Source organism: Pseudonocardia sp. ICBG601, from assembly GCF_020496245.1.
This window is the reverse complement of the sequence record NZ_JAHLJA010000148.1, coordinates 1,499,880-1,520,240: the sequence shown is the minus strand read 5'-3', so window position 1 is coordinate 1,520,240 and position 20,361 is coordinate 1,499,880. Positions and strand designations below refer to the sequence as shown.

Sequence of the window (20,361 nt, the reverse complement as noted above, 5' to 3'; positions counted from 1 at the left end):
TACGTCCGCACCGGGGGACGCCGTCGTTCAGGCCCGGTCCGCGTCCGGCGGCGCCAGCCGGGGGTGCAGCTGCGCCCAGGCCAGCAGCCCCAGCGCGGCGGCGACGGCGAACGTCCCCGCCGTCCCGATCCGGCCGGCCAGCGCCCCGGCCAGCGGGGAGCCCACCGTCTGACCGACGCCCAGGGCGAGGCACGCCCAGGTCACCGCGCGTGCGGGAGCGCCCGGGAGGATGTGGGCGGCCCACAGGATGCACAGCCCGGTCAGCCCGATGTAGCCCGCGCCGAACAGGCCCGCCGAGACGACCGCGCCGGCCAGGCCCGGCTCCGGCAGCGCGAGCAGGGCGATCCCGGCCGAGAACAGGGTCCAGACGACGAGCCCGACCGTCCGCAGCCCGTACCGCTGCGCCGCCCGTCCCACCGCGCCGCCGAGCACGCCGACCACACCGATCGCACACCAGGCGACGGTACCGACGACCGGCCCGGCGCCGAGCTCGTCGAGCCGCGCGGTCGAGAAGGTCCAGTACGGCGCGCTGACCAGCCCGAGCAGCCCGGCGACGGCCAGCAGCGGCAGCACCCGGCCCCGCCCGCGCTCCGTGGGCGCCGCCTCGGGGACCCCCCGCGGCAGCAGCCACGCGGCGGCGGCGGTGACGACGACCGCGACCAGGCCGAACCCGAGCCAGACGGCCCGCCAGTCCCCCGGCAGCAGCGGCGTGAACGCGGTCAGCGCGAGCCCCGCCCCGGTGCCGGTGTTCGCCCAGGCCTGCGCCCGGGTGCGCGCGGCCGCACCGACCGTCTCGACGACGAGCTGCGCCACCCCGGGCGTCGCGATGCCGGCCCCGGCCCCCGCCACCACGATCGCGGCACCGAACACCACGACGCCCGGCGCGAGGGCCATGAGCAGCAGCCCCACCGTCGCGGAGACGGCGGCCGCGATCGTGGCGCCGCGCGCCGACCGCGCCGACAGCGCCGGAGCGGCGAGCAGCCCGAGGACGTAGCCCGCCGTGGAGAGCCCACCGAGCACGCCGACCGCGGCCGGGGTCAGGCCGAACGTCTCGGTGAAGCGGGGCACGAACAGCCCGTAGGCGTAGCGGGCGACGCCGTAGCAGAGCGCGATCACCCCCGCGCCGAGCAGCGCGGTGGTCCACCAGGGCCGGTCGGTGGCGGGTGCAGGTCCGGGCCGTTCGCAGGTCGCCGTCATGCCGATAGTGAACAGACCTGTCTGTTTGATTGCAACTCGGCTCGACAGACAGCGCCGTTTCTGCTGCTAGAGTCGGCCATCAGAACAGACCGTTCGGTTCACTCCAGGAGGACCTATGGCACGCACGCGGCGCGGCGACGCCGGGGCGAAGGTGCTCGACGCCGCGTCCCGGCTCTTCTACCGGGACGGCATCAACGCGGTCGGGGTGGACACCGTCGCCGCCGAGGCGGGGGTCACCAAGACGGCGCTGTACACGAACTTCGGCTCGAAGGACCGGCTCGTCGTCGCCTACCTGCGGGACCGCGACCGCCGGTGGCAGTCCGACATCGACCGGATCACCGCCGACCACGCGTCGCCGCGGGACCGGATCCTCGCCGTCTTCGACGCCTACGAGACCTGGCAGTCCCGGGAGGACTTCCGCGGCTGCGCGTTCCTCAACGCGGCCTCCGAGCTGCCGCGCCTCGACCACCCGGCCCGCGAGGTCGTCCGGCACCACAAGACCGCGCTGCGCAGCTACCTGCAGGCACAGGTCGAGCGGCTGGGAACGGCCGAGCCGGCCGCGGCGCTCGCCGGGACCCTGATGATCCTGCTGGAGGGGGCGGCCGCGATGGCGGTGGTCGAGCGCGGGACGGGGCCGATCCGCGCGGCCCGGGAGGTCGCCGACGGGCTGCTCCCGGCGGCCTGAACGGTCACACCGGGACGGGGCCGTGCGGGTGCTGGTCGTCGACGACGAGCCGGTGCGCGTGGGTCCAGCCGTGCGCCGAGGGGCTGGCGGTGACGACATGGGCGTGGTCGGCGTCGTGGTCGTGGCGGTGCCGGACGAGGTCGGCGCCGGCCGTCGGCCAGACCGTGACCGCCACCCCGAGCGCGACGACGGCGAGCGCGGCGAGGACCGACCAGGTGAGGGTCCAGCCGGCCGAGACCGCCAGCCAGCCGGTGAGCGGGTAGGTGACCAGCCAGCAGGCGTGCGAGAGCGAGAACTGCGCGCTGAACAGGGCGGGCCGCTGGCCGGGTCCGGCCGAGGTGCGCAGCAGCCGACCGGTGTTGACCATGATCCACCCCGGGCCGAAGCCGACCAACGCCCACGCGAGCGCCGCGGTCGTCCACGACGGCGCGGCCGCCAGTAGCAGGGTCGCGCCGGCCGCCAGGCAGGAGACCGCCGCGCCGGCCAGCATCACCGTCCGGACCGGCAGCCGTCGGGCGGCCCACGGGGAGGCCAGCGCCGCCGCGGCCGTCCCCGCGCCGGACACCGCGAGCAGCAGCCCGACGTCGGCCTCGGTGCCCCCGAGCAGGTCGCGGACGACGTTCACCGTCGTCACCAGCGACACCACCCCCACCGCGGCGACGACGACGTTCAGCGCCAGCAGCCCCCGCAGCTGCGGGACCGCCCGGAACAGCCGGACGCCGAGCAGCAGCCGGGTCGCGAAGCCGCCCTGGGCGCGGCCCGCGACCGGCGGGACGGCCGTCGACGCCACGAGGACCGCGGAGAACACGAACCCGGCACAGGTGCCGACGAACAGCGTCGAGTAGCTCATCACCGCGACGGCCGCCGCGGCCAGCAGCGGGCTCAGCACCGTCTCCGCGCTGCTCGCGAGCTGCGAGGCCGACAGCGCCCCGGCGTAGTCCCGCTCGTCGGGGACGACGTCGGGGATGACCGACTGGAACACCGGGGTGAACGTCGCCGAGGCCACCTGGAGCACCGCGACCAGGACGAACACCTGCCAGATCCCGGTCACCCAGGGCAGGACGAGCACGACCGCCGCGCGGACGACGTCCGCACCGACCATCAGCATCCGTCGCGGGACCCGGTCGGCGACCGCGCCGACGACCGGCCCGACGACGACGTAGGCCACCATCTTGATCGTCAGCGCCGAGCCGAGGACGAGCGCGGCCTGCTCGCCGGCCAGGTCGTAGGCGAGGAGCCCGAGCGCGACCGTCGTGAGCCCGGTCCCGACCAGAGCGACGACCTGGGCCGTGAACAACCGGCGGAACCGCGTGTTCCGGAACAGCGATCGCACTGGCCCTCCCCCGTCGACTGCGGGGACCGTAGAACGATTTCCCGATCGCCCCAACGGATCAGTTGCCAGAAGGGAGCAGCAGCCTCCCGGCGTGAACTGCGAGGTGGCGGCGGTATCGTCACCGCTCCACGAATCCGCAGTTCAGCGCGGTCCGTGCCGCAGTTCCGACTGCGAGGAGGTCGCTGTCGCCGTGAACTCGCAGAAGCCTTCCGGTGTCGTAGTGGGCGAGGTCACGGCGACGATTCCCGGATTCCGCGCGGACGGCGGATCCACCGTTCCGCGGCGGGGCGGGCAGTACCGGCGGTCGGGCGGGGAGGCGTCCGGGTAGGCTCCCCTCAGGCCCTCGTAGCTCAGGGGATAGAGCACCGCTCTCCTAAAGCGGGTGCCGCAGGTTCGAATCCTGCCGGGGGCACTACACCGCGACCAGCGGAAACGCTGTTCGCGATCGCGAACGACTTCCTGCCGTGGAACGATTCGTGGAACGAAACCGGCCTGCCCTGCGCCCATGGCAGCGGGGAAGCGCAGGTCGCGGGGTCACATCGAGGAGCTGCCGAGCGGCTCCTACCGGGCGATCGTCTTCGCGGGCGTCGACCCGCTGACGGGGCGGAGCCGCCAGCTCAAGGAGACGGCGCGGACCCGCAAGGAGGCCGAGAAGGCGCTGACAAAGCTCCAGCGCCAGGTCGACGAGAACAAGCAGCCGAAGTCCTCGATCACCGTCGGCCAGGCCGTCGCGCAGTGGCTGGAGGTCGCCGACCTCCAGCCCACGACACAGGAGCGCTACGACGACCTGATCCGCCTCTACGTCTTGCCCACGTTCGGTCAGCTCCAGGCGGGCAAGCTCGACGCCGAGCTGCTGGAGCGCTTCTACGCCCGCCTCCAGCGATGCCGCACGCTCTGCACCGGACGCCCCCGCCCCGGGCACGAGTGCCGACCGCTGAGCGCCAGCACGACCCGCAAGGTGCACTACATCCTCCGGGCCGCGCTCGACCGGGCTGTCCGCTGGCGGCACCTCGGCGTCAACCCCGCCGCCATCGCGCAGGCTCCCGCGCCGAGCAAGGCCGAGCCCGACCCGCCGAGCCCCGCCGAAGCCGCCGCGATCCTCAACGAGTCGTGGCGCGACCCGGAGTGGGGCCTGCTGCTGTGGCTGACGATGCTGATCGGCCCCCGCCGCGGTGAGATCTCCGCGCTGCGCTGGCACGACGTCGATCTCGACCGCGCCACCGTCTGGGTCCAGCGCAGCAACACCCAGTCCAAGGCCGGCGTCGTGGAGAAGTCGACCAAGACCGACCGCAAGCGCCGGGTCGCGCTCGACCCGCACACCGTCGACCTGCTGCGCACGCAACGGGACCTCTGGGTCAGCAGACTGTCCGCGCTCGGCGTCGAGTTCTCCTCCGACGGGTTCGTGTTCTCACCGTCGCCCGACGGGCGCACCCCCTACGCGCCCCGCGCGATCAGCCAGCGCTACCGACGGCTCGCCGTCCGGTTGAAGCTGCGCAGCACCCGGCTCCACTCGCTCCGCCACTACTCCGCAACCGAGCTGGTCGCCGCCGGGGTCGACATCCGAACCGTCGCAGGACGGCTCGGCCACGGCAGCGGCGGCGCGACGACCCTGCGGGTGTACGCGGCATGGGTCGAGGAAGCCGACCGACGAGCTGCCGCGACGATCGCCACGGTGCTCCCGCAGCCGAAGCCCGCGGTACGGCGGGCGGGGCCGTATGAGCTGCTGGCCGCCGCGCTCCGTCAGCAGATCCAGGACGGGACCCTCCCTCCGGGAGCACCCCTGCCGACGATGGCCGAACTCGCCGTCGCCAACTCATGCGCGGTCGGGACCGCGCACCGCGCCGTCTCCCTCCTGCGAGAGGAAGGCCTAGTGGAGGTCTCTCGCGGGCGACGGGCGACGGTGCTCGGACAAGGCGCCCACTCAGCGCCATCTACGCCAAGCATCGCCACCTGACGTCGATCACGACCGTCCGAGTTCACAGGTCTGGACTCCGCCAGGGGCTCCTGCTTTACCCGGTTACCCTAGGAATCCTGGTATTGAACTTTACGGCTCCGCGTGAGACGCTACCCCCGCTAGCTCGATAGACGGGCTGGCAAGACTAAGGGGTTATTAGATGATCCACATCACGATGCGCAAAACCAGTCTGACGAACGATCCGACCGACCCCCTGCGTCGTGAATACTCGGGTTGGGACGAGGCTGCGACGATCAAGGAAAACTGGGAGATGAACCGCGGCTACTACTCGATCGGCGAACGCGGCGATCGACAGCAGTACGTCGCGTTCTCCTACGGCGGCGAGGTGGTCATGGTCGGCAGGATCCGTCGGCTCGTGCCTGCGGAAGGCAAGCCCGGCAAGCGGATCATCGAAGGAGCTCCCCTGGGCCCCGGGGAGCCCATCTGGGACACCTTCGTCGGTAAGCCGACTCCAGACAAGGCGGTCGGTGTCCGAAACCCGATCACCTACGTGGAGGAGGGTCAGGCATTCGGGAGGCCCTGCCGGTGTGGATGCGGTGAGGTCGTGTTCGAGTCCGATTTCGTTCGTGGGCATGATCAGACCGCATTGCACCAGCGGGTTGCACGGATCGGAACGATCCGAGAGTTCCTCGACTGGTTCGATGCGCTCGATGACGCTCCCCGACCTGCGATCCCGACGACGTCAGCGGCTCTCAGCGCAGCGGGGACTATCAACCTGACCGTCACAGGCGGAGAGGTGCAGATGTCGTTCACCCCGGCTGAGCCGTCCGTATAGAGCGACCCGCCCGATTTCAGGTGGGCAGCCTCTGCCGTCAAGCAGCGATGAGCGTGGTTGTTGTCGGTGGCTGCTGTCACCCTGAGACGCATGGCGGCGTCTCCTGAGCAGGTAGCACGGATCCCGGCGGGGAACCTGCGGGTTCCGCGCGGGGATCTCGCCGCAGTGTGGGCGGCGGCGGAGCGCCAGTCCTTGGAGCAATCCGAGCGGGGTGTTCTGGACTGGTACGCGGCGGCGGTGGTCGCGACGTGCATGTGGATGGCGTGCGCCATCTATCGGCCGCCGTGGGACCGGCCGCACCCGGCGGAGGCGCCGGTGACCCGAACACGGGCGTCGGCGTATGAGGAGCTGATCGAGGCGGAGTATCTCGCTGCGCAGCGGTTCGAGGAGCTGTATCCCAGCCGCGCGGCTCGGGCGCCGGGTTGGGGCGATGGGACCCGGGCGACGCTGCGGTGGGCGTGGCGGGGTGAGGGCCCGCCACCGGTCGAGGTGCAGGGGTGGTCGGCGGCGGGGTAGCTCCCCGCCGCCGACCACCGTCACCACCGGCTGTCGACCGGCTCCGGCTCGTCGAACCCGTCAGCGGCGTCGTCGACGCCGCTGAGCTGCTCGGTGTGCCAGCGGGCGAGTTCGGCGGCGCGCTCGTCGTAATCATCGACGGCGGTGTCTCGGTAGCGGATCTCGTCGAGGATCCGGCCGGCGTGGTCGAGGTGGTCCGTCGTCTCGGCCGCCTCGGGCACCCGCACCGTGTCCTCCCCCACCGGCTCCGGACGGGCGTCAGCGATCTCGCGGACGTCGTTGCGGCGACTGTCCGCCGTCTCGGCGTCGCGCTCGACGGCGACGGCGTCCCGGTCGTCGGGGGCCTGGTCGTGGATGTCGTCCTCGGTGATCTCTCGGTACTGCTCGTCCTCGGCGACCGCGGCGTCGTGGGCGGCCTTCCACTGCGCGGCGGTGACCCGGTCGTCCGGGTCGTCGGCGGCGTCGCGTGCGGACAGCTCGGCCTTGGACAGCTCCGCCCGCACGCGGGTCTGTGCGGTGTGGGCGAGCCACATCCCGCGGGCGTCGTCGATCTCCTGGAGCTGCGCAGCCCGCTGCTCCAGCAGCGCCGCCATCGCCTCGGCCCCGGCAGCCCGCTCGGCGAGCCGCTCCCGCTCCGCCGCGTCGGCGGTCGTGTCGCAAGCGGCGCGGGTGACCGCGGCGTCCTGACGCTGGGCCTCCGCGGCCTGGCGGGTCCCGGCAAGCTCGTTGGCGACGTAGCGGGGTGCTGCGGCGAGTTCGCGTTCGTAGGCGCGGACGCGGATGCGGAGCTGGCCGTTGGACAGTTCCAGGTGCTCGCGGTCGATCTCCGGCCGCCCGAGCGCCCGCCACGCCGCGCGGTGGGCGGCGAACTCCTCGACCTGTCCGGGCTTCGGGGCCGGGCCGAGTGCGTCGGCGGGGTCGTCGTGGCCGCGGACCTCCCGGTAGGCCGCGACGCGGCCGACGTCGTCGCACCACCGCTGCCGGGCCGACGGCTCGGCGGGGACGTCGCCGAACGCGGCGACCGCCCACGCAGGCGGCTCGACAGCCGCAGCGGTACCGAGGTCGTCGGCGCGCTGGTCGGCGGTCTCGACGAGGCGGTGCAGGTAGGTGCTCCACTCGGGGTTGTCGGTGCGGGGGATCCAGTCGGTCCAGCGTTCCCCGACGGGGTCGAGGCGGTGCTGGTCACGGATGCGGGAGTAGACGACGTTGCTGACGTTGCGCGCCCCGGTGAGCGGGCCGCGCTCGACGGCCTCGACGAGCACGGCGTCGGGGTCGAGGCCGGCCAACTCGACGTGGCGTAGGACGCGGGTCAGGGCGGCGGTGCCGTCCTCGGCCGCGATCCGGGCCCGCTGCTCCCCGGTGAGCGCGCCGTCGTGCACGAGCCGGTCGAGAGAGGCCGCGGTGCGCTCGGTGGCGGCGAGCTGGGCTGCGTCGGCGAGCAGCTCGGCCACGGTCCGGGCGCTCTCGGCCTCGGCGGCGGACTCGGTCGCGATCGCCACCGCCGACCGGTCGAGCGTCTGATCGGCGGTGTCGAGGATCGAGGCGAGCACGGCGACGGGGTCGCGGTGCAGCTCGTGCCGCTCGGGCGTGCCGTCGGCCGGATCGTCGGGCGCGACCCGCGTGGTGACATGGGCGGTGTTGCGATCACGGCCGCGGGACATCCCGACGTAGAGCGAGTTCGCGCGGGTCGTCGGGGTGACGACGGTGTGGGTGGTGTCGACGGTCGCGCCCTGCCCGGCGTGGGTGGTCCCGGCGTAGCCGAGGGCCAGGTGCTCGCTCACGTAAGTCGCGGGCAGCACGAAACGGGCACCGACGGCCGGGCCGTGGTCGGCGCCGTGGGTGTCGGTGGTGACCTCCAGGGCGCCGTCGTCGCGGACGGCGGTGATCCGGTAGAGGTCGCGGTTGTGCGGGCCGCGCCGGTTGCCCTCGAACCCGGCGAGGTGGTGGGCGTTGTGGCGGGCCTCGACCAGGTCCCCGACCCCGGCGGTGGTGCCGTCGAACCCCAGCCGCACCCCCTCCTCGGCGACGCGGCCGAGGCGGACCAGCTCGGCCCGAATCTCGGCGGAGAGGCGGGCGGCCTGCTCGTTGGTGTCGACCAGCAGCAGCGACCGCCGCCCCGCCAGGTGGTCGGCCAGCCAGCCCCGCGCCGCCGAGGTCTCGGCGTCCTCGCGGGTGCCGGAATCCAGGAGGCGGCCCTGCTGGTGGTAGGTGCGGAGCACGGTCTGGTCGCCCTCGCGCAGCCGCAACGAGGCGTCGCGTTCCCACTCGGCGCTGAACCGGCGGGCGTCGGTGAGCTCGTAGCGGGACCCGGCGGTGGCGAGCAGGTCCATGCCGCCGCCGGCGCCGACCGCGGCGAGCTGGCGGTGGTCCCCGACCAGCAGCAGCTTCGCCCCCGCCTCGTCGGCCCGCTCATGGATCGCGGCGAGCGCGGCGGTGTCGGTCATCCCGGACTCGTCGATCACCAGCAGGTCCCCCTCCCGCAGCCGCCACACCTCGTCACCGTCGACGGTGCGGCGCTCGGCCGGGGCTGCGGCGAGGCGGTCCTGGGTGGCGAGCCAGCGGGCGATGTTCGACGCCGTCAGCTCCTCGGCGGTCAGGATCTCGGTGGCGCGCTGGCTGGTCGCCAGCCCGAACACCCGCCCCGCACCACCACCCGGGCTACCGGCCGGGTGTAGGTCGGGGTCGGCCCAGGCGCGGGCGAGGTTCCCGACGACGTAGGACTTCCCGGTTCCGGCCGGGCCGACGAGGGTCTCGACCCGGGCGCCGGAGGTGAGGATCCCGCGCACGGCGGCGGCCTGGTCGACACCGAGTTCGAGGCCCTCGCTGCGCAGGGTGCGCAGGAACCGCTCCGCCTGCGCACCGGTGAACGCCGCCCCGTCACGGGCTTGGGTGGCGGCGAGCAGGATCCGCTCCGAGCGGACCTGCTCGGGGGTGCAGTAGACCCGGCCGCCCGGCGCGATGTAGGCCGACTCCCCGTTCGCCACGCGCAGGTCATCGGGCAGCAGCACCGACCCGGGGCGCTCGGACTCCAGCGCGATCGCATAGACCAGGGCGTGGTCGGTGAGCTGGTCGAGCAGTACTGCGACGTCGCCGCCGTCGGGGACCCCGAGGTAGTCCGGCAGCGCGGCGTTGACCGCGCGCACCAGGTCCGAGCGGGTCCACCCGGACTTGCGCGACGACACGTCCTCCAGCGCGATTTCGATCACGGCCTGGGGGTTGAACGCCTGCGGGGTGACCCCGTCGCGGCGGGCGGCCAGGGCGGTGTCGGCGATCCCTGCCAGGCCGCCGGCGATGTCGGCCTGCAACCGGGCGGCGACCCGGTCCAGCATGTCCCCGCGGGTCTCCCCGTCGTGCGACTTCGCCGCCCGCGTGGCGAGAGCGGCCTGCTGGGACAGCCGGTCCCGCTCGACGCCGTTCGGGGCGCGGCCGTAGCGGGTCTCGAACGCCTCGATCAGCTCCGCCGCCTTCGCCGTCACCGCGTGACGGCGGTTCGACACCAGCGACATCGCCTCCGCGGACACGCCGACGACCTCGCGGGACTTCCCGTCCGGGCGGGTCGCGACCAGCGTCCCGATCGTCGCGGCCAGCCGCTCTTCGGTGGTGCGCTCCCCCACCGCCCCGGCCCCGGCGCGCCACCGGTGGATCGCCCGGGAGTCCAGGGTCCGCCACACCCCGTCCGGGCCCTGGATCCGGTTCAGGATCGCGTTGTGGATGTGCAGCTGCGGATCCCGATCCCGGGAGTCGTGCTGGAAGAACGACGCCACCGTGAACGCGTGCGCGTCCACCCACCGACCCGCGGCGCCGCCGTGGTGCCCGACCCGCGCGTAGCCGGCCTTGTCCTCCAGGTAGGCCAGGGCGGCGTTGTTGCCCGCCCAGATCGCGTCCTCCACCGCCTGGCGGAACTCGCCCCACGCCGCCGCCGTGGCCTCGTCCCCGGCCTGTCGGGCGGCGACCTCGCGGGCCTCGAACGCGGTGTGCAGCAGCGTCACCGACTTCTGCACGCTGAACGTCGCATCCAGGAACGCGACGTTGTGCCGGGCCGCCTTCCCCGCCTCGGTACGCAGCTCGGCGCGGCGTTCCGCCGCCGCGTCCGGCTCCCGTTCCAACGCCGCCGCATACAGGTCGTCCTCGGACAGGTACTTGCGCCCGGTGTGTCCCAACGTCGGCACGCTGTCCCACTGGGACACATCCCGGAACCCGCCGTCCCGAGGGTCCAGGAACCGCTCGTAGAGCGCGCGCATGTCCTGGGCATCGACCAGACCGGCGAGACCGAGCTGCTCGGCCCCGGCACCCCACCAACGGCCCGGAGGCTCGCCCTCGGCGACCGCGCCGGTGTAGTAGTTCTCCCTCCCCGTCGCGACCTCCTTCAACAGGTAGTCCGGGGAGTAGCCGGTAGCGATCCTCAGCACCCCGACCACCCCGAAACGATCACCGACGCGGCTCCAGAGCCGTCCGGGACAGCCGCCGGGCGATCGGGGCGGGCAGGGGTTCGGCGTGGCCGGCCGGAGGCCGGCCCGCCCCCTCGGATCGTGATGCCTCGGTGTGAGTCCTTTGATCTTGGGGTGCTCTTGCTCTGTTCGGTGTAGTCGTTCTCGGTTCTGGTCTTCTGCGCGCTCTCGCTGCTGGTTCTGCTCGTCGCGGTGGTGCTGCTGCTGGTCTGGCTGCTCGGGTTCATGGCTGGGTCCTGTTCTGGGGCTCGTCGGGGACGAGGTGCAGGCCACTCGCGGCCTGCGGTGGGGTGTCGCGAAGCTGCTGGAGCGCTCGGGCAGCGGTGCCCCGGCCGACGTCGGCCAGGTCCTGCAACTCGCGCACGGTCGGGAGGCCGCCGTGGCGCTGGCGGTGGGTCGCGGCGGTGGTGCGGGCGCGCTCCTGCGCGCCCGCACCCGACCCGCCCGTCCCACCCGGGCCCGAGCCGTCCGGCCGGACCGCGGGACGCGGCGCCGGGTGGGACCCCGGCCGCGGCGCGCCCGGGATCACCGGCCCGTCCAACGCGGGCGGGACACCCGACCCGTGTCCCACCCCGCCGGGGTGTCCCACCGGTGTCCGGCCGGACCGGTCGGGCGAGGGGACGGTGATGGTCGCCCGGACCCGCGGCTCCGGCCCGGGCCGGGCGTCGTGCTCGGGCCGCGGGTCCAGCGCGGCGGCCGCGGTGGGGGTCTCGGCGAGGAGGTAGAGCAGGTGTGCGACGACGGCCGCGGCGATCGCAGGCCACGCCCCGACCCCGAACCGCAGCACCGCATCCGCCTCGACCGGCGGGGCCCCGGGAGCCGGGGCGGGCCCGGCGAGGAACACCGCCTGCGCCAACCCCGACAGCCCGGCGGCGACGATCACCACGCTCCACGCGTAGCGGGCGGCGCCACCGGACAGCTGCGCGGTCGCGGTGTAGGCGACCAGGGCCAGGCCGTCGGTGATCAGCGGGTAGATCCACGCCACCGCGACCGGCACCCGCGCGGCGACCGCGACCTCGAACAGACCGTGCGCGGTCGCCACCGCAGCACCGATCGCGACGGCCAGGCCCGGCAGCCACACCGCCGACCGGTCCCACCTGCTCGTGCTGGTGGTGGTCATCCGAGCGCACCTCCGATCGGACCGGCCGCGGCCGGGGCGGGCTCGGGCGGCATCTGCTCCCGGTGCTGCGCCCACCACCCGGTGATCGCGGCCGCGTGCTCCAGCCCCGGGACCGGGACCGGCGCCCCGCCCGGAGCGCTCCAGCCGGGGCGGGTCTGGTGGGCCTCGATCGAGCACGACCCCGCGCTCTTACGGACCCGGGCGACGACGCCGGGGCGCTGGCGGTCGTGCCAGTCCCCCGCCCCAATCACCGAGGCGTCGGGGCCTTGGTAGGCCGCGCACCAGGCGTGCATGAGCCAGAGCAGTTCCTCGACGACGTCGGGGTGCCACAACCAGCACTCCGGCAGCACCGACGCCCCGTCGGGGTAGCGCAGGAACACCGCCCCCAACCACACGGTCAGCTCGTCGAGCAGCCCGCCGACACGGGCGGTGTCGGTGGGGGCGAGCAGCCACGACGGGGCGGTCGCCTTCTGCCGGCGCCCGACGACCGCGGCCAGGGTGTCCGCCGTGCGCGCGGCCATCTCCTCCAACCGCTCCACCCGCTCCACCAACGGGTCGAGATCCTCGACCCGGCGGTGCAGCTCGTGGACCTCGCGGGCCAGACCGGCCACCACGACCTCCGACGACCCACCCGCGGGCCCGGCCGGGTTCTGCGGGTGGGGGGGGGCGTGCTCATCGCTCCCACCCGGCCCCGTCCACATTCACCGACGCCGCCGACGGCCCTCGTCCGGCGGGCGGGGTGTCGTCGTACTCGACGGCCAGGGCGTCGGCCTGGGTCTGGCGGACCAGGTCGGCGACGCGGCGCATCTCGGTCTCGGTCAGCGGGCGGATCCCGCCCTCGACGCTGTCGTCGAGGGTGAACCACAACCCACCCACCGACCCCGCCGCGGCGTCCCGGTCGGGGCCGTCGGCGCTGTCGCGGCGGTCGGGGTTCTCGTCGCGCTCGACGGCGTCGATGACGTCGCTCCAGTGCTCGGCATGCAGCATCGACTCGATATCCGCCACATCCCGCAAGACGTCGTGGTCGGGGTTGCGGTCCGGGGCGTCCACTGGTGCCTCCTGCTCGTCGCGCGTCTCGTGTGCCCGGCGGTCGCCGGGGTGAATCTGCTGGTGCGGGTGCTCGTCGAGCGCGGCGACCTCGGCCGCCGCCTCGGCGGCGGCCTGGCGGGCGTCGTGGACCGCGCACGCCTCACGGTGCGAGCGCTCCCGGCCCTCCCGGGCGACAGTCACGAGCCGCGGCTGCGGGTCACACGCCGTGGTGTTGGTCAGCTCGTCCAGCCCGACCTCGTGGGCGCGGTAGCCCCACATCTCGACATCGGAGTGCAGCCCGGCCTGCCGGTCCGGGTCGGTGATCGCCGACGTCCCCCGCGCCTCCCGCAGCGCCGCGACCGCGGTGGCGTCGGCCCGGGTGCGGGCGGCGGCGACGGTCTCCCCGCCCGCGGAGTCGACCCACCCGAAGCGGGCGCGGGCGTCGTCGACGTCGAACTCGTCGAGCCGCCAGCCCGACGACGGTCGGCCGTGCACGCCGGTGGCGTCGCGCAGGTAGGAGGCGACGACCTGTTCGGCGTCGGCTGTCCCACCGGGCAGCTCGGCGGCCAGCCGCTCCACCGCCTGCGCGGGGGTCCACAGCTCGTAGCCGCTCATCGGTTCCACCGCCCGTCACCCGCAGCGCCGTCGGCCGGACCCGCCGGACCCACAGCCCCACCGGGGCCGGCGCCGGGGGACGGCTCGTGCAACGCGGTCGCCTCGACGGCCTGGTCTGCGTCGGTGCCGCGGCGGATCGCGCGGAGCTCGGCGAACATCGCGTTCGACGACCGCACCCGCTCCGCCACCTCGCCGTAGCGCTCCGGCCACCGCGCGGCGAGCAGTACCAGGAGGCGTTCGAGCTGACCATCGGCCCAGACCCGGGCGGCCTCGCTGCGGCGGTGCCAGCGGGTCTCCGCCTCGATCCGACGCAGCAGCCGCGCCCGACGCCGCACGTCACGGCGCTTCCACGCCATCTGCACCCGGCCGATCACCGGAGCGATCCCGCGCCGGATCACCACCACCCGCCCCGCAGGCAGATTCGCGATCTGCGCCGGGGCCAACACCGGCACCTTGCGCACCGACCGGGACGCGACGCGGCCGTGGTCATCGGTCGTGGTCACGCGCTCGTCCCGCTCCCCCGCAAGGGTGGACCAGAACTCCAGGTCCGCCTTGTCCCGCGTCCCGCCGAAGATCATCACGGCGGCGGTGTTGTTCAGAATCGTCGCCGCCTTGTGCTCACCCCACCGGGCCAGGAGCTGAGCGCGCGACTGGAACGCGCACAGGATCGTCACCCCGCGACCGCCCATGTCCGCGGTCCACGATTCGAGGGGCACCGGGGAGATGAGGGCGGCCTCGTCGAGGAACAGCCCCAGCGGCGGATCCAGCCGGCCCTTCGCCTGCCCGGCGGCCAAGCGTCGGGCCTCGCGGGCGATATGACCCGTGAGGGCGCAGACGAGGGGTGCGGTCTGGGCCTCCTCGGCGCCGAGCAGGAACACCGTCGCCCGCTCGTCGAGGAGGCGGGCGACGTCGAACCCCTCCCCCGGCTCCGCCGCCGCCGCGGCGGCGGGGTGGGTCAGCCACCCGAGGGCCGGCATCACCGACGAGGTGATCGAGGAACGGGTGCGCTCGTTCGTGGTCAGGAACTGCATGACGTCCTGCTCGAACGCCGTCACCCCCGACCGCCGCAACAACGCGGGCACCTCGCGACCGGCGGTGTCGGGGTCGGCGACCCAGCCCAGGACGTCGGCCATCCGCTTGCCGCCGAGGGCGGCGGCGTGCAGGAGGGCGGCGAGGACGCGGCGGGCCTGACCGTCCCAGAACTCCCGGTCCCCACCGGACCCGCTGGCGACGGCGGCGAGCATGTCGGTGGCCCGCTCTGTGGCCGTGACGGGGTCGGTGCAGCCAGTGAGCGGGTCGAACGTGATCGTCGACATCCGGGAGCCGAGGCCGGCGGGGTTGAACACGAACACCTCGCCCCGGTTCTGGCGGCGCAGCGGCCCGCACAGGTCGAGCAGGTCGGTGCGGGTCGAGGTCACCAGGGCGGCGCCGGGGGCGTCCAGGACGCGTCCGGCGAGCCAGCCGGTCTTGCCGGTGCGGGGGCCGCCGACGACGATCACGACGTCCTCGACCAGCGCCCACACCCGCAGCACGCCGGTGCGGCACAGCTCCACCGCGGCCTCACTCGTCGCGAGCCGGAGCCGCTGCCACCGCGACAGGGCGGCCAGCGAGGGCCGGACCGTGCCGGTCCGGCGGCGGACCGCGAGGGTCCCGGCGTGGCGGACGATGTCCAGCGAGGAGGCCACGCCGACCTTGCGGCGGGACCGCGCGGCCCAGCGGGACACGGTCGCCGAGGAGCGCGACCACCGGTGCCACACGATCACCCCGGCCAGCCCGACCACCGCGACCAGGGCGGGCCACGAGAGGGCGGTGACGATCGTCGCCGCGGGGAGCAGCGCGACCAGGGCGAGGCCGGCGGCCAGCGCGCGGGCCCCGCGCGCCCAGGCGAGCAGGGCACCCGCGGCGAACGCGGCGAGGACGAGGCTGGTGGAGCTGAACAGAATGCTCATCTCAGTCGTCCCATCCAGTCCGGGCCGACCACGCCGCGATGTCCGCGCGGTGACGCGCGCAGCCCTCGGCGTGCCCGGACTCGACGTCGGTCGGATGCGAGCCGTAGGGGCCGGTGTCGGTGACCCGGGCACCACAGGTGGTGCAGCGCCACGACACCGACTCCCACCGCGGCGCCGCACAGCCGCCGCGTTCGGCGACGTGCTCGAACGCCAGCACCTCCGGCTCGTCCAGCCCCTCGAACCCGAGCACCGACGCGATCTCCGCCCACGACCAGCCGGCGCCACGGGCGTCCAGGGCGTACTCCCGACCCTGCGCCGCGGCGACCCGCCGCACCTGCACCGCGGCCCGCAACCCCGCCAGCGGATCGGCCAGCACCAGGCGGGTCATGCTGCTGTCGCCGATCGGCTCGCGGGTCTCGCGGGCGCCGAACCACTCCACCGCCAGGGACCGGACCATGTCCCGGACCCGCCACACCCGACGCTCGGCGTCGGTCGGCTCACCGAACGCGCCCATCACCGCTCGCCCCCGACCCGCACGCCGACGGCGACGCGGTGGGCACGGCGCAGCTCGGCCGCCCACCGCTCCGCGGTGCGCCGCGTGACCCCGCACTGCGCAGCCACGTGAACGGGCTCGGCCCCGGCCGCGAGCGCGGCCCGGCCGGCGTCGCGGTGCCGCGCACCCCGCACCGACACCGGCACCCGAACCCCGACCGGGCGTCCGCGCCGAGCCCGACGCGGCCGGCGCAGCGCGGCGCGCTGCGCCTCGGTCAACCCACCGGCGATCCCGTGCGGCTGCTCCGCCACCGCCCACGACCGGCACGCGGCCAGGACCGGGCACCCCGCGCACACCGACAGCGCCCGCCGCTCCTCCGCGGCCAGGGCCGCACCGGCGGTCGCGGTCGGGAAGAACAGCTCCGGGTCGACCCCGCGGCACGCCGCCAATGCCCGCCAGTCCGCGTTCTCGCCCCATGCGGGGCTCGGGTCTACGCTCGTCATCTCGCCTGCCTCCTTGTGGTTGGTGAGAGCGGCCCGGCGGTCGTGTTCCGCCAAGATCCCGTCGCCGGGCCGCCCCATCTGCTTGCTGCTGTCGTTCACTGCGTGTTCCTCTCCGGCGCCCGTGCGGGCGCCTCGAACAGCCCCGGCAACGCGTCCTCGGCCTGTCGCCGCTCCTCGCGGTCCGCCGCGGAGTCCCGCCCGACCCGCGCCCCGGGCACGACGTCGACCAGGTGCGCCAGCCGGACCGGCAACGGCCGGTTCTCCAACAGACACACCGCGACCTGACGCGACGGGCACTCCTCCCGACGCGCCACCGGCCACCCGCATCCCGGGCACCGCCCGGCCCCGACGACGTAGTGCTCGACGACGACCTGTAGCCGGTCCGTGCGCCCGGTCGGGCGCAGCAACAGCGGGTCCAGGTCCTCGGGCTGCGCGACCCGCTCGTGCACCACCCACTCCGGTGACGGGCGGACGTTCACGCCGACCACCCGCGCGCCTCGTCCAGCGACGCGGTGGCACCGGCGTCGGTGAGCGCGTAGCGCAGCCCCGCCGCCTCCACCGGCTCCGGCACCCGGCCCATGCGGTCCGGGCAGAGCACCGAGCCGTCGGCGTGGGAGAACTCCGGGGACCGGCCGGCGCGGGCGGGCCATCCCGAGGGCGGGGCGTCGATGACGGGGCCGGCGCAGCCCGGGCACACCAGGTCCGTGACGTCGATCAGGTCGGTCGGGTCGTCGTCGAGGTCCACGACGGGCGGGCCGGGAAGGAAGATCACGCTCACGCTGGCCTCCGAGAAGATCGAGGAGGGTCGGCCGGTCCGGCCCCCCGGTGGCGGCGTCCCGTCCGCCACCGCGCCGTCAGGCGCGCACGGCCTCCGAAGACCTCGACCGGTTGTCCGTCATCCGACGGATCGCCGAAGCCCTCGACGTCACCATCGGCGATCTGGTCGGAGAGCCGACCCTGCTGGAGTGGACCGCCGACAGCGGGGTGCAGACGGTCCCCGCGCTCCGCGCGGCCCTCATGGACTACCGGCAGATCACACCGCTCCTCGCCAGCCCGGCCATCGCCGGTGAGGCGGTCGACCTCAGGTCGCTGGAGACGGACGTCTCGGAGATCTTCGACGCCTACCAGGCCAGCCGCTACGGCTACGTCACCGGCCGGACCCCGCTCGTCCTCAGCGACGCGCTGACTGCCGTCCGCAACGCAGGACAGACCGAGCGTCGCCGAGCCCTCGCGCTGCTGGCGCTGACCTATCAGGTTGCGGTCTCCGTCCTGACCAAGCTCGGAGAGACCGATCTGGCCTGGATCGCGTCAGAGCGCGGACTCGCGGCGGCGCAGGAGTCCGAGAGCCCGGTCGTGCTCGGCTCGTTGTTCCGCTCCGTCGCCTACGCCCTGCACTCGACCGGACGGTTCGCGGCAGGCGTCGACCTGGTGCGCACCGCCGCGGGCATCCTCGAAACGCACCTGAGCACCCGCACCGACGAGTCGTTCCTCTCGGTCTACGGCACCCTCTTCCTGACCGGCGCCGTCGCCGCGGCGCGGGCCGACGACCGCGCGTCGGTGAACGCCTTCCTGCGCGAGGCAGAGGACAGCGCCCACCGCGTCGGGCACGACACCAACGCGATGTGGACGGCGTTCGGGCCCACGAACGTCGCGCTCCACCGCATGACGACCGCACTGGAGCTCGGCGACGTCCAAGTGGCCGTCGACCTCGCCCCCTCCATCGACGTCACCGGCCTCCCCGCGGAGCGCCAGGCGCGCCACGCCATCGAGACGGCCCGGGCCTACGCCGCCCGGAACCGACGAGACGACGCGCTTACCGTCCTGCTCCAGGCCGAACGGATCGCCCCCGAGCAGATCCGCCACCACGCCCTCAGCCGCCAGCTCGTCCTCGGCTGGGTGAAGAGCAATCGGGCGCACCGAGATCCGGCGCTCGACGATCTGGCCGGGCGTCTACGCCTCGTCTGATCAGCCCAAGCAGCAGCCACTCCGGCCGTTGCTGAGCTATGCAGTCGCATCCTCTCGACGAGGTAACAGCAGGGTTCCGATGACCGAAAGTCTCGTGAGACGGGCCACATGGGATCCGTGGTTCCGAGACCTGGCCCGCCAGTACGCCCGCAAGACCGGACTGAACCGGGTCACCATATGCCCTACACGACGAGGAGACGGGTGAATTGGAGTTAACAAAGGAGGAGCGAAACGAACTCATTTACTACCCTCAGGCCGATGCTCAAATGAATGAGTTCATTCCGGCGACAGAGTTCAAGATCGACCTAATTAACCGCTTAATGCTCGAACCAGGGATTCTGGTCACCGACATCTTTTTCTTTATCTCTAGACGAGTGGAGCAAGAGATTGCCAGAGGAAACGAGAGTTGGATTACGAGCGCCATCACTAAGAAGCTAATCGTTCCCGCGTTCCGAAGTCCCGACGTGAACTTCGAGACAGTTCTTCGCGAGATGCGGCAAGATATTGTCGGCATCCTTCAGGAGTCTGGAGGACTCGCAGGGATTCTAGACGACTCCGTTGTATCCGACGGACCGAGAGTCACTTGGCCTGCACGCATGGGCGTGGAGTTTAGGTCTCTCCTCGTCAAGCACCTCATGACCGCCGAGCCACCGGAAGGCGACGACGGCGTAACCTCAATCTGGCAATCAATCGAGCGATACAGAATCGGCATCCTCGGTGACGCAATAGACAGCCAGAGCGACCCTGAAGCAAATGGAGTTCAGAGAGGGGTCATACTTAGGAAGGTCGCCGAAGATTTGGACTTCAAAGGGGACCCCAGTGACACTAGAGATCTTCTCACGGCGGCATGGGTCGATGGTGGACGTCGAAGACAGCGAGAACTCTCAACCTTCCTCCTGTGGGTCAACGAAATCTACCATTTCAACCAGGCTACCCAGTTTTCGGTCCGACCGAGCTTTCCGGTCGAGAACGCTCCTGGCGCAGGGATCATCCCTGCACATCTATGGAGGACTGAAGACGTAGCAGCGAAGATTCCGACCCTGCCTATTGACGTCTCATTTGATCCGATCATCGTACCCTGGCCAACAAAATCTATGCTGCTTCGAGCAGACCCCGTCGAACTGCTTGCAATCCGAACCGGGAGCAACGGTGAAGACTTCGTTAGACGACTCGAAAAATTGCGCACAGAGCCCAGCGAGGATAACTGGTACCGGACTAAGGTGAGCCTGGGCTCGTACGCGCGTGCCGTCTGTCAACATTTCGGGAATGTCGAATCAGGCATGTCAATGGAGCTTAAGACTGTTGCGGCACGTCAAAAGCTTATCGGCCAGCTAGGCACAACATCCACAGCACTTGGAACGACTATTCTGTCGGCAGCAGGAAACCCTGCCACGTTCTGGCTCAGTATCGCAGGAACCGTTCTCTCTATTGTTTCCCCGGTAGTCGACTACAGGCTGGCTCGATCTCAAGCTGCTAGAGTTAACTCGAGAGCCAACGCTAGGCTACGAGCCATTCCGGGGCGAACCTTCGAAGTCGACTTCCCGGCTTAAATGAGGAGAAGCAGTGAGCGACTGGATCCATGGTGACGCTTCACGCGATGGATCATCCGACAACGGGTGGTTCTTTGGTCACTTCATGGAAGGGTGCGACCTACAGCGAACCTCCACCCAGGTCGAACTCAAGTGGTCGAAGCACGCCAAGGGCGAGAGCCAAACTAGGTGGGAGCACGCGCCAGCCGAATCGATGACCATCCTGATA

Annotated in this window: 16 protein-coding genes and 1 tRNA gene; 6 read left to right on the top strand and 11 right to left on the bottom strand. The window is 72.6% G+C overall.

What is annotated here, in order from left to right; translation table 11 throughout:
• Positions 1–27 precede the first annotated feature (27 nt).
• Positions 28–1,197, bottom strand: a complete 1,170-nt coding sequence (locus KPL57_RS36505) for a YbfB/YjiJ family MFS transporter (RefSeq protein ID WP_226355104.1) — start codon at positions 1,195–1,197, stop codon at positions 28–30.
• 115 nt (positions 1,198–1,312) lie between these two features.
• Here KPL57_RS36505 and KPL57_RS36500 point away from each other — a divergent pair, with 115 nt between their 5' ends.
• Entirely contained in the window at positions 1,313–1,882 is a 570-nt protein-coding gene (locus KPL57_RS36500; RefSeq protein WP_226355103.1) for a TetR/AcrR family transcriptional regulator, read from the top strand.
• A gap of 4 nt (positions 1,883–1,886) precedes the next feature.
• Here the strand turns inward: KPL57_RS36500 and KPL57_RS36495 are convergent, their stop codons facing one another.
• Positions 1,887–3,215 carry an MFS transporter gene (locus tag KPL57_RS36495; protein ID WP_226355102.1) on the bottom strand — a complete coding sequence of 443 codons (1,329 nt, stop codon included), beginning with the start codon at positions 3,213–3,215 and terminating at the stop codon, positions 1,887–1,889.
• 339 nt (positions 3,216–3,554) lie between these two features.
• Between KPL57_RS36495 and KPL57_RS36490 the strand changes: the two genes are divergently transcribed.
• The 3 genes from KPL57_RS36490 (at position 3,555) to KPL57_RS36480 (ending at position 5,965) form a co-directional block, all read left to right on the top strand.
• Positions 3,555–3,627 (top strand) — tRNA-Arg (locus KPL57_RS36490).
• 93 nt (positions 3,628–3,720) lie between these two features.
• Positions 3,721–5,169 carry a tyrosine-type recombinase/integrase gene (locus KPL57_RS36485; protein WP_226355101.1) on the top strand — a complete coding sequence of 483 codons (1,449 nt, stop codon included), beginning with the start codon at positions 3,721–3,723 and terminating at the stop codon, positions 5,167–5,169.
• A 160-nt stretch (positions 5,170–5,329) separates the two neighbouring features.
• Complete coding sequence (locus tag KPL57_RS36480) at positions 5,330–5,965, top strand: hypothetical protein (RefSeq protein WP_226355100.1); 636 nt, start codon at positions 5,330–5,332, stop codon at positions 5,963–5,965.
• A gap of 536 nt (positions 5,966–6,501) precedes the next feature.
• Here KPL57_RS36480 and mobF read toward each other — a convergent pair.
• The 9 genes from mobF to KPL57_RS36435 all read right to left on the bottom strand — a co-directional run bounded on the left by mobF (position 6,502) and on the right by KPL57_RS36435 (position 17,416).
• Positions 6,502–10,890 (bottom strand): MobF family relaxase, encoded by a 4,389-nt coding sequence (gene mobF, locus KPL57_RS36475; protein ID WP_226355099.1) that lies wholly within the window; start codon positions 10,888–10,890, stop codon positions 6,502–6,504.
• 262 nt (positions 10,891–11,152) lie between these two features.
• Positions 11,153–12,049, bottom strand: a complete 897-nt coding sequence (locus KPL57_RS36470; protein ID WP_226355098.1) for a hypothetical protein — start codon at positions 12,047–12,049, stop codon at positions 11,153–11,155.
• Positions 12,046–12,663, bottom strand: coding sequence for a hypothetical protein (locus KPL57_RS36465; RefSeq protein ID WP_226355097.1), 618 nt, complete (start codon positions 12,661–12,663; stop codon positions 12,046–12,048). The genes KPL57_RS36470 and KPL57_RS36465 overlap by 4 nt, the downstream gene beginning before the upstream one ends.
• Before the next feature lie 58 nt (positions 12,664–12,721).
• A complete protein-coding gene (locus tag KPL57_RS36460; RefSeq protein WP_226355096.1) occupies positions 12,722–13,693 on the bottom strand; it encodes a hypothetical protein in 972 nt (323 codons plus the stop codon).
• A complete protein-coding gene (locus tag KPL57_RS36455) occupies positions 13,690–15,642 on the bottom strand; it encodes a type IV secretory system conjugative DNA transfer family protein (protein WP_226355095.1) in 1,953 nt (650 codons plus the stop codon). The genes KPL57_RS36460 and KPL57_RS36455 overlap by 4 nt, the downstream gene beginning before the upstream one ends.
• Before the next feature lies 1 nt (position 15,643).
• Positions 15,644–16,156: a hypothetical protein gene (locus KPL57_RS36450; protein ID WP_226355094.1), complete on the bottom strand. Its 513-nt coding sequence runs from the start codon at positions 16,154–16,156 to the stop codon at positions 15,644–15,646.
• A complete protein-coding gene (locus tag KPL57_RS72905; protein WP_374203830.1) occupies positions 16,156–16,638 on the bottom strand; it encodes a WhiB family transcriptional regulator in 483 nt (160 codons plus the stop codon). The genes KPL57_RS36450 and KPL57_RS72905 overlap by 1 nt, the downstream gene beginning before the upstream one ends.
• 95 nt (positions 16,639–16,733) lie before the next feature.
• Positions 16,734–17,117 (bottom strand): hypothetical protein, encoded by a 384-nt coding sequence (locus KPL57_RS36440; RefSeq protein ID WP_226355093.1) that lies wholly within the window; start codon positions 17,115–17,117, stop codon positions 16,734–16,736.
• Positions 17,114–17,416, bottom strand: coding sequence for a hypothetical protein (locus KPL57_RS36435; protein WP_226355092.1), 303 nt, complete (start codon positions 17,414–17,416; stop codon positions 17,114–17,116). Before KPL57_RS36435 ends, KPL57_RS36440 begins: the two co-directional genes overlap by 4 nt.
• A 110-nt stretch (positions 17,417–17,526) precedes the next feature.
• On the opposite strand from KPL57_RS36435, the gene KPL57_RS36430 reads away from it, so the two are divergent.
• A complete protein-coding gene (locus tag KPL57_RS36430) occupies positions 17,527–18,603 on the top strand; it encodes an XRE family transcriptional regulator (RefSeq protein ID WP_226355091.1) in 1,077 nt (358 codons plus the stop codon).
• A 206-nt stretch (positions 18,604–18,809) separates the two neighbouring features.
• A complete protein-coding gene (locus KPL57_RS36425; protein WP_226355090.1) occupies positions 18,810–20,153 on the top strand; it encodes a hypothetical protein in 1,344 nt (447 codons plus the stop codon).
• The last annotated feature ends 208 nt before the right edge of the window (positions 20,154–20,361 follow it).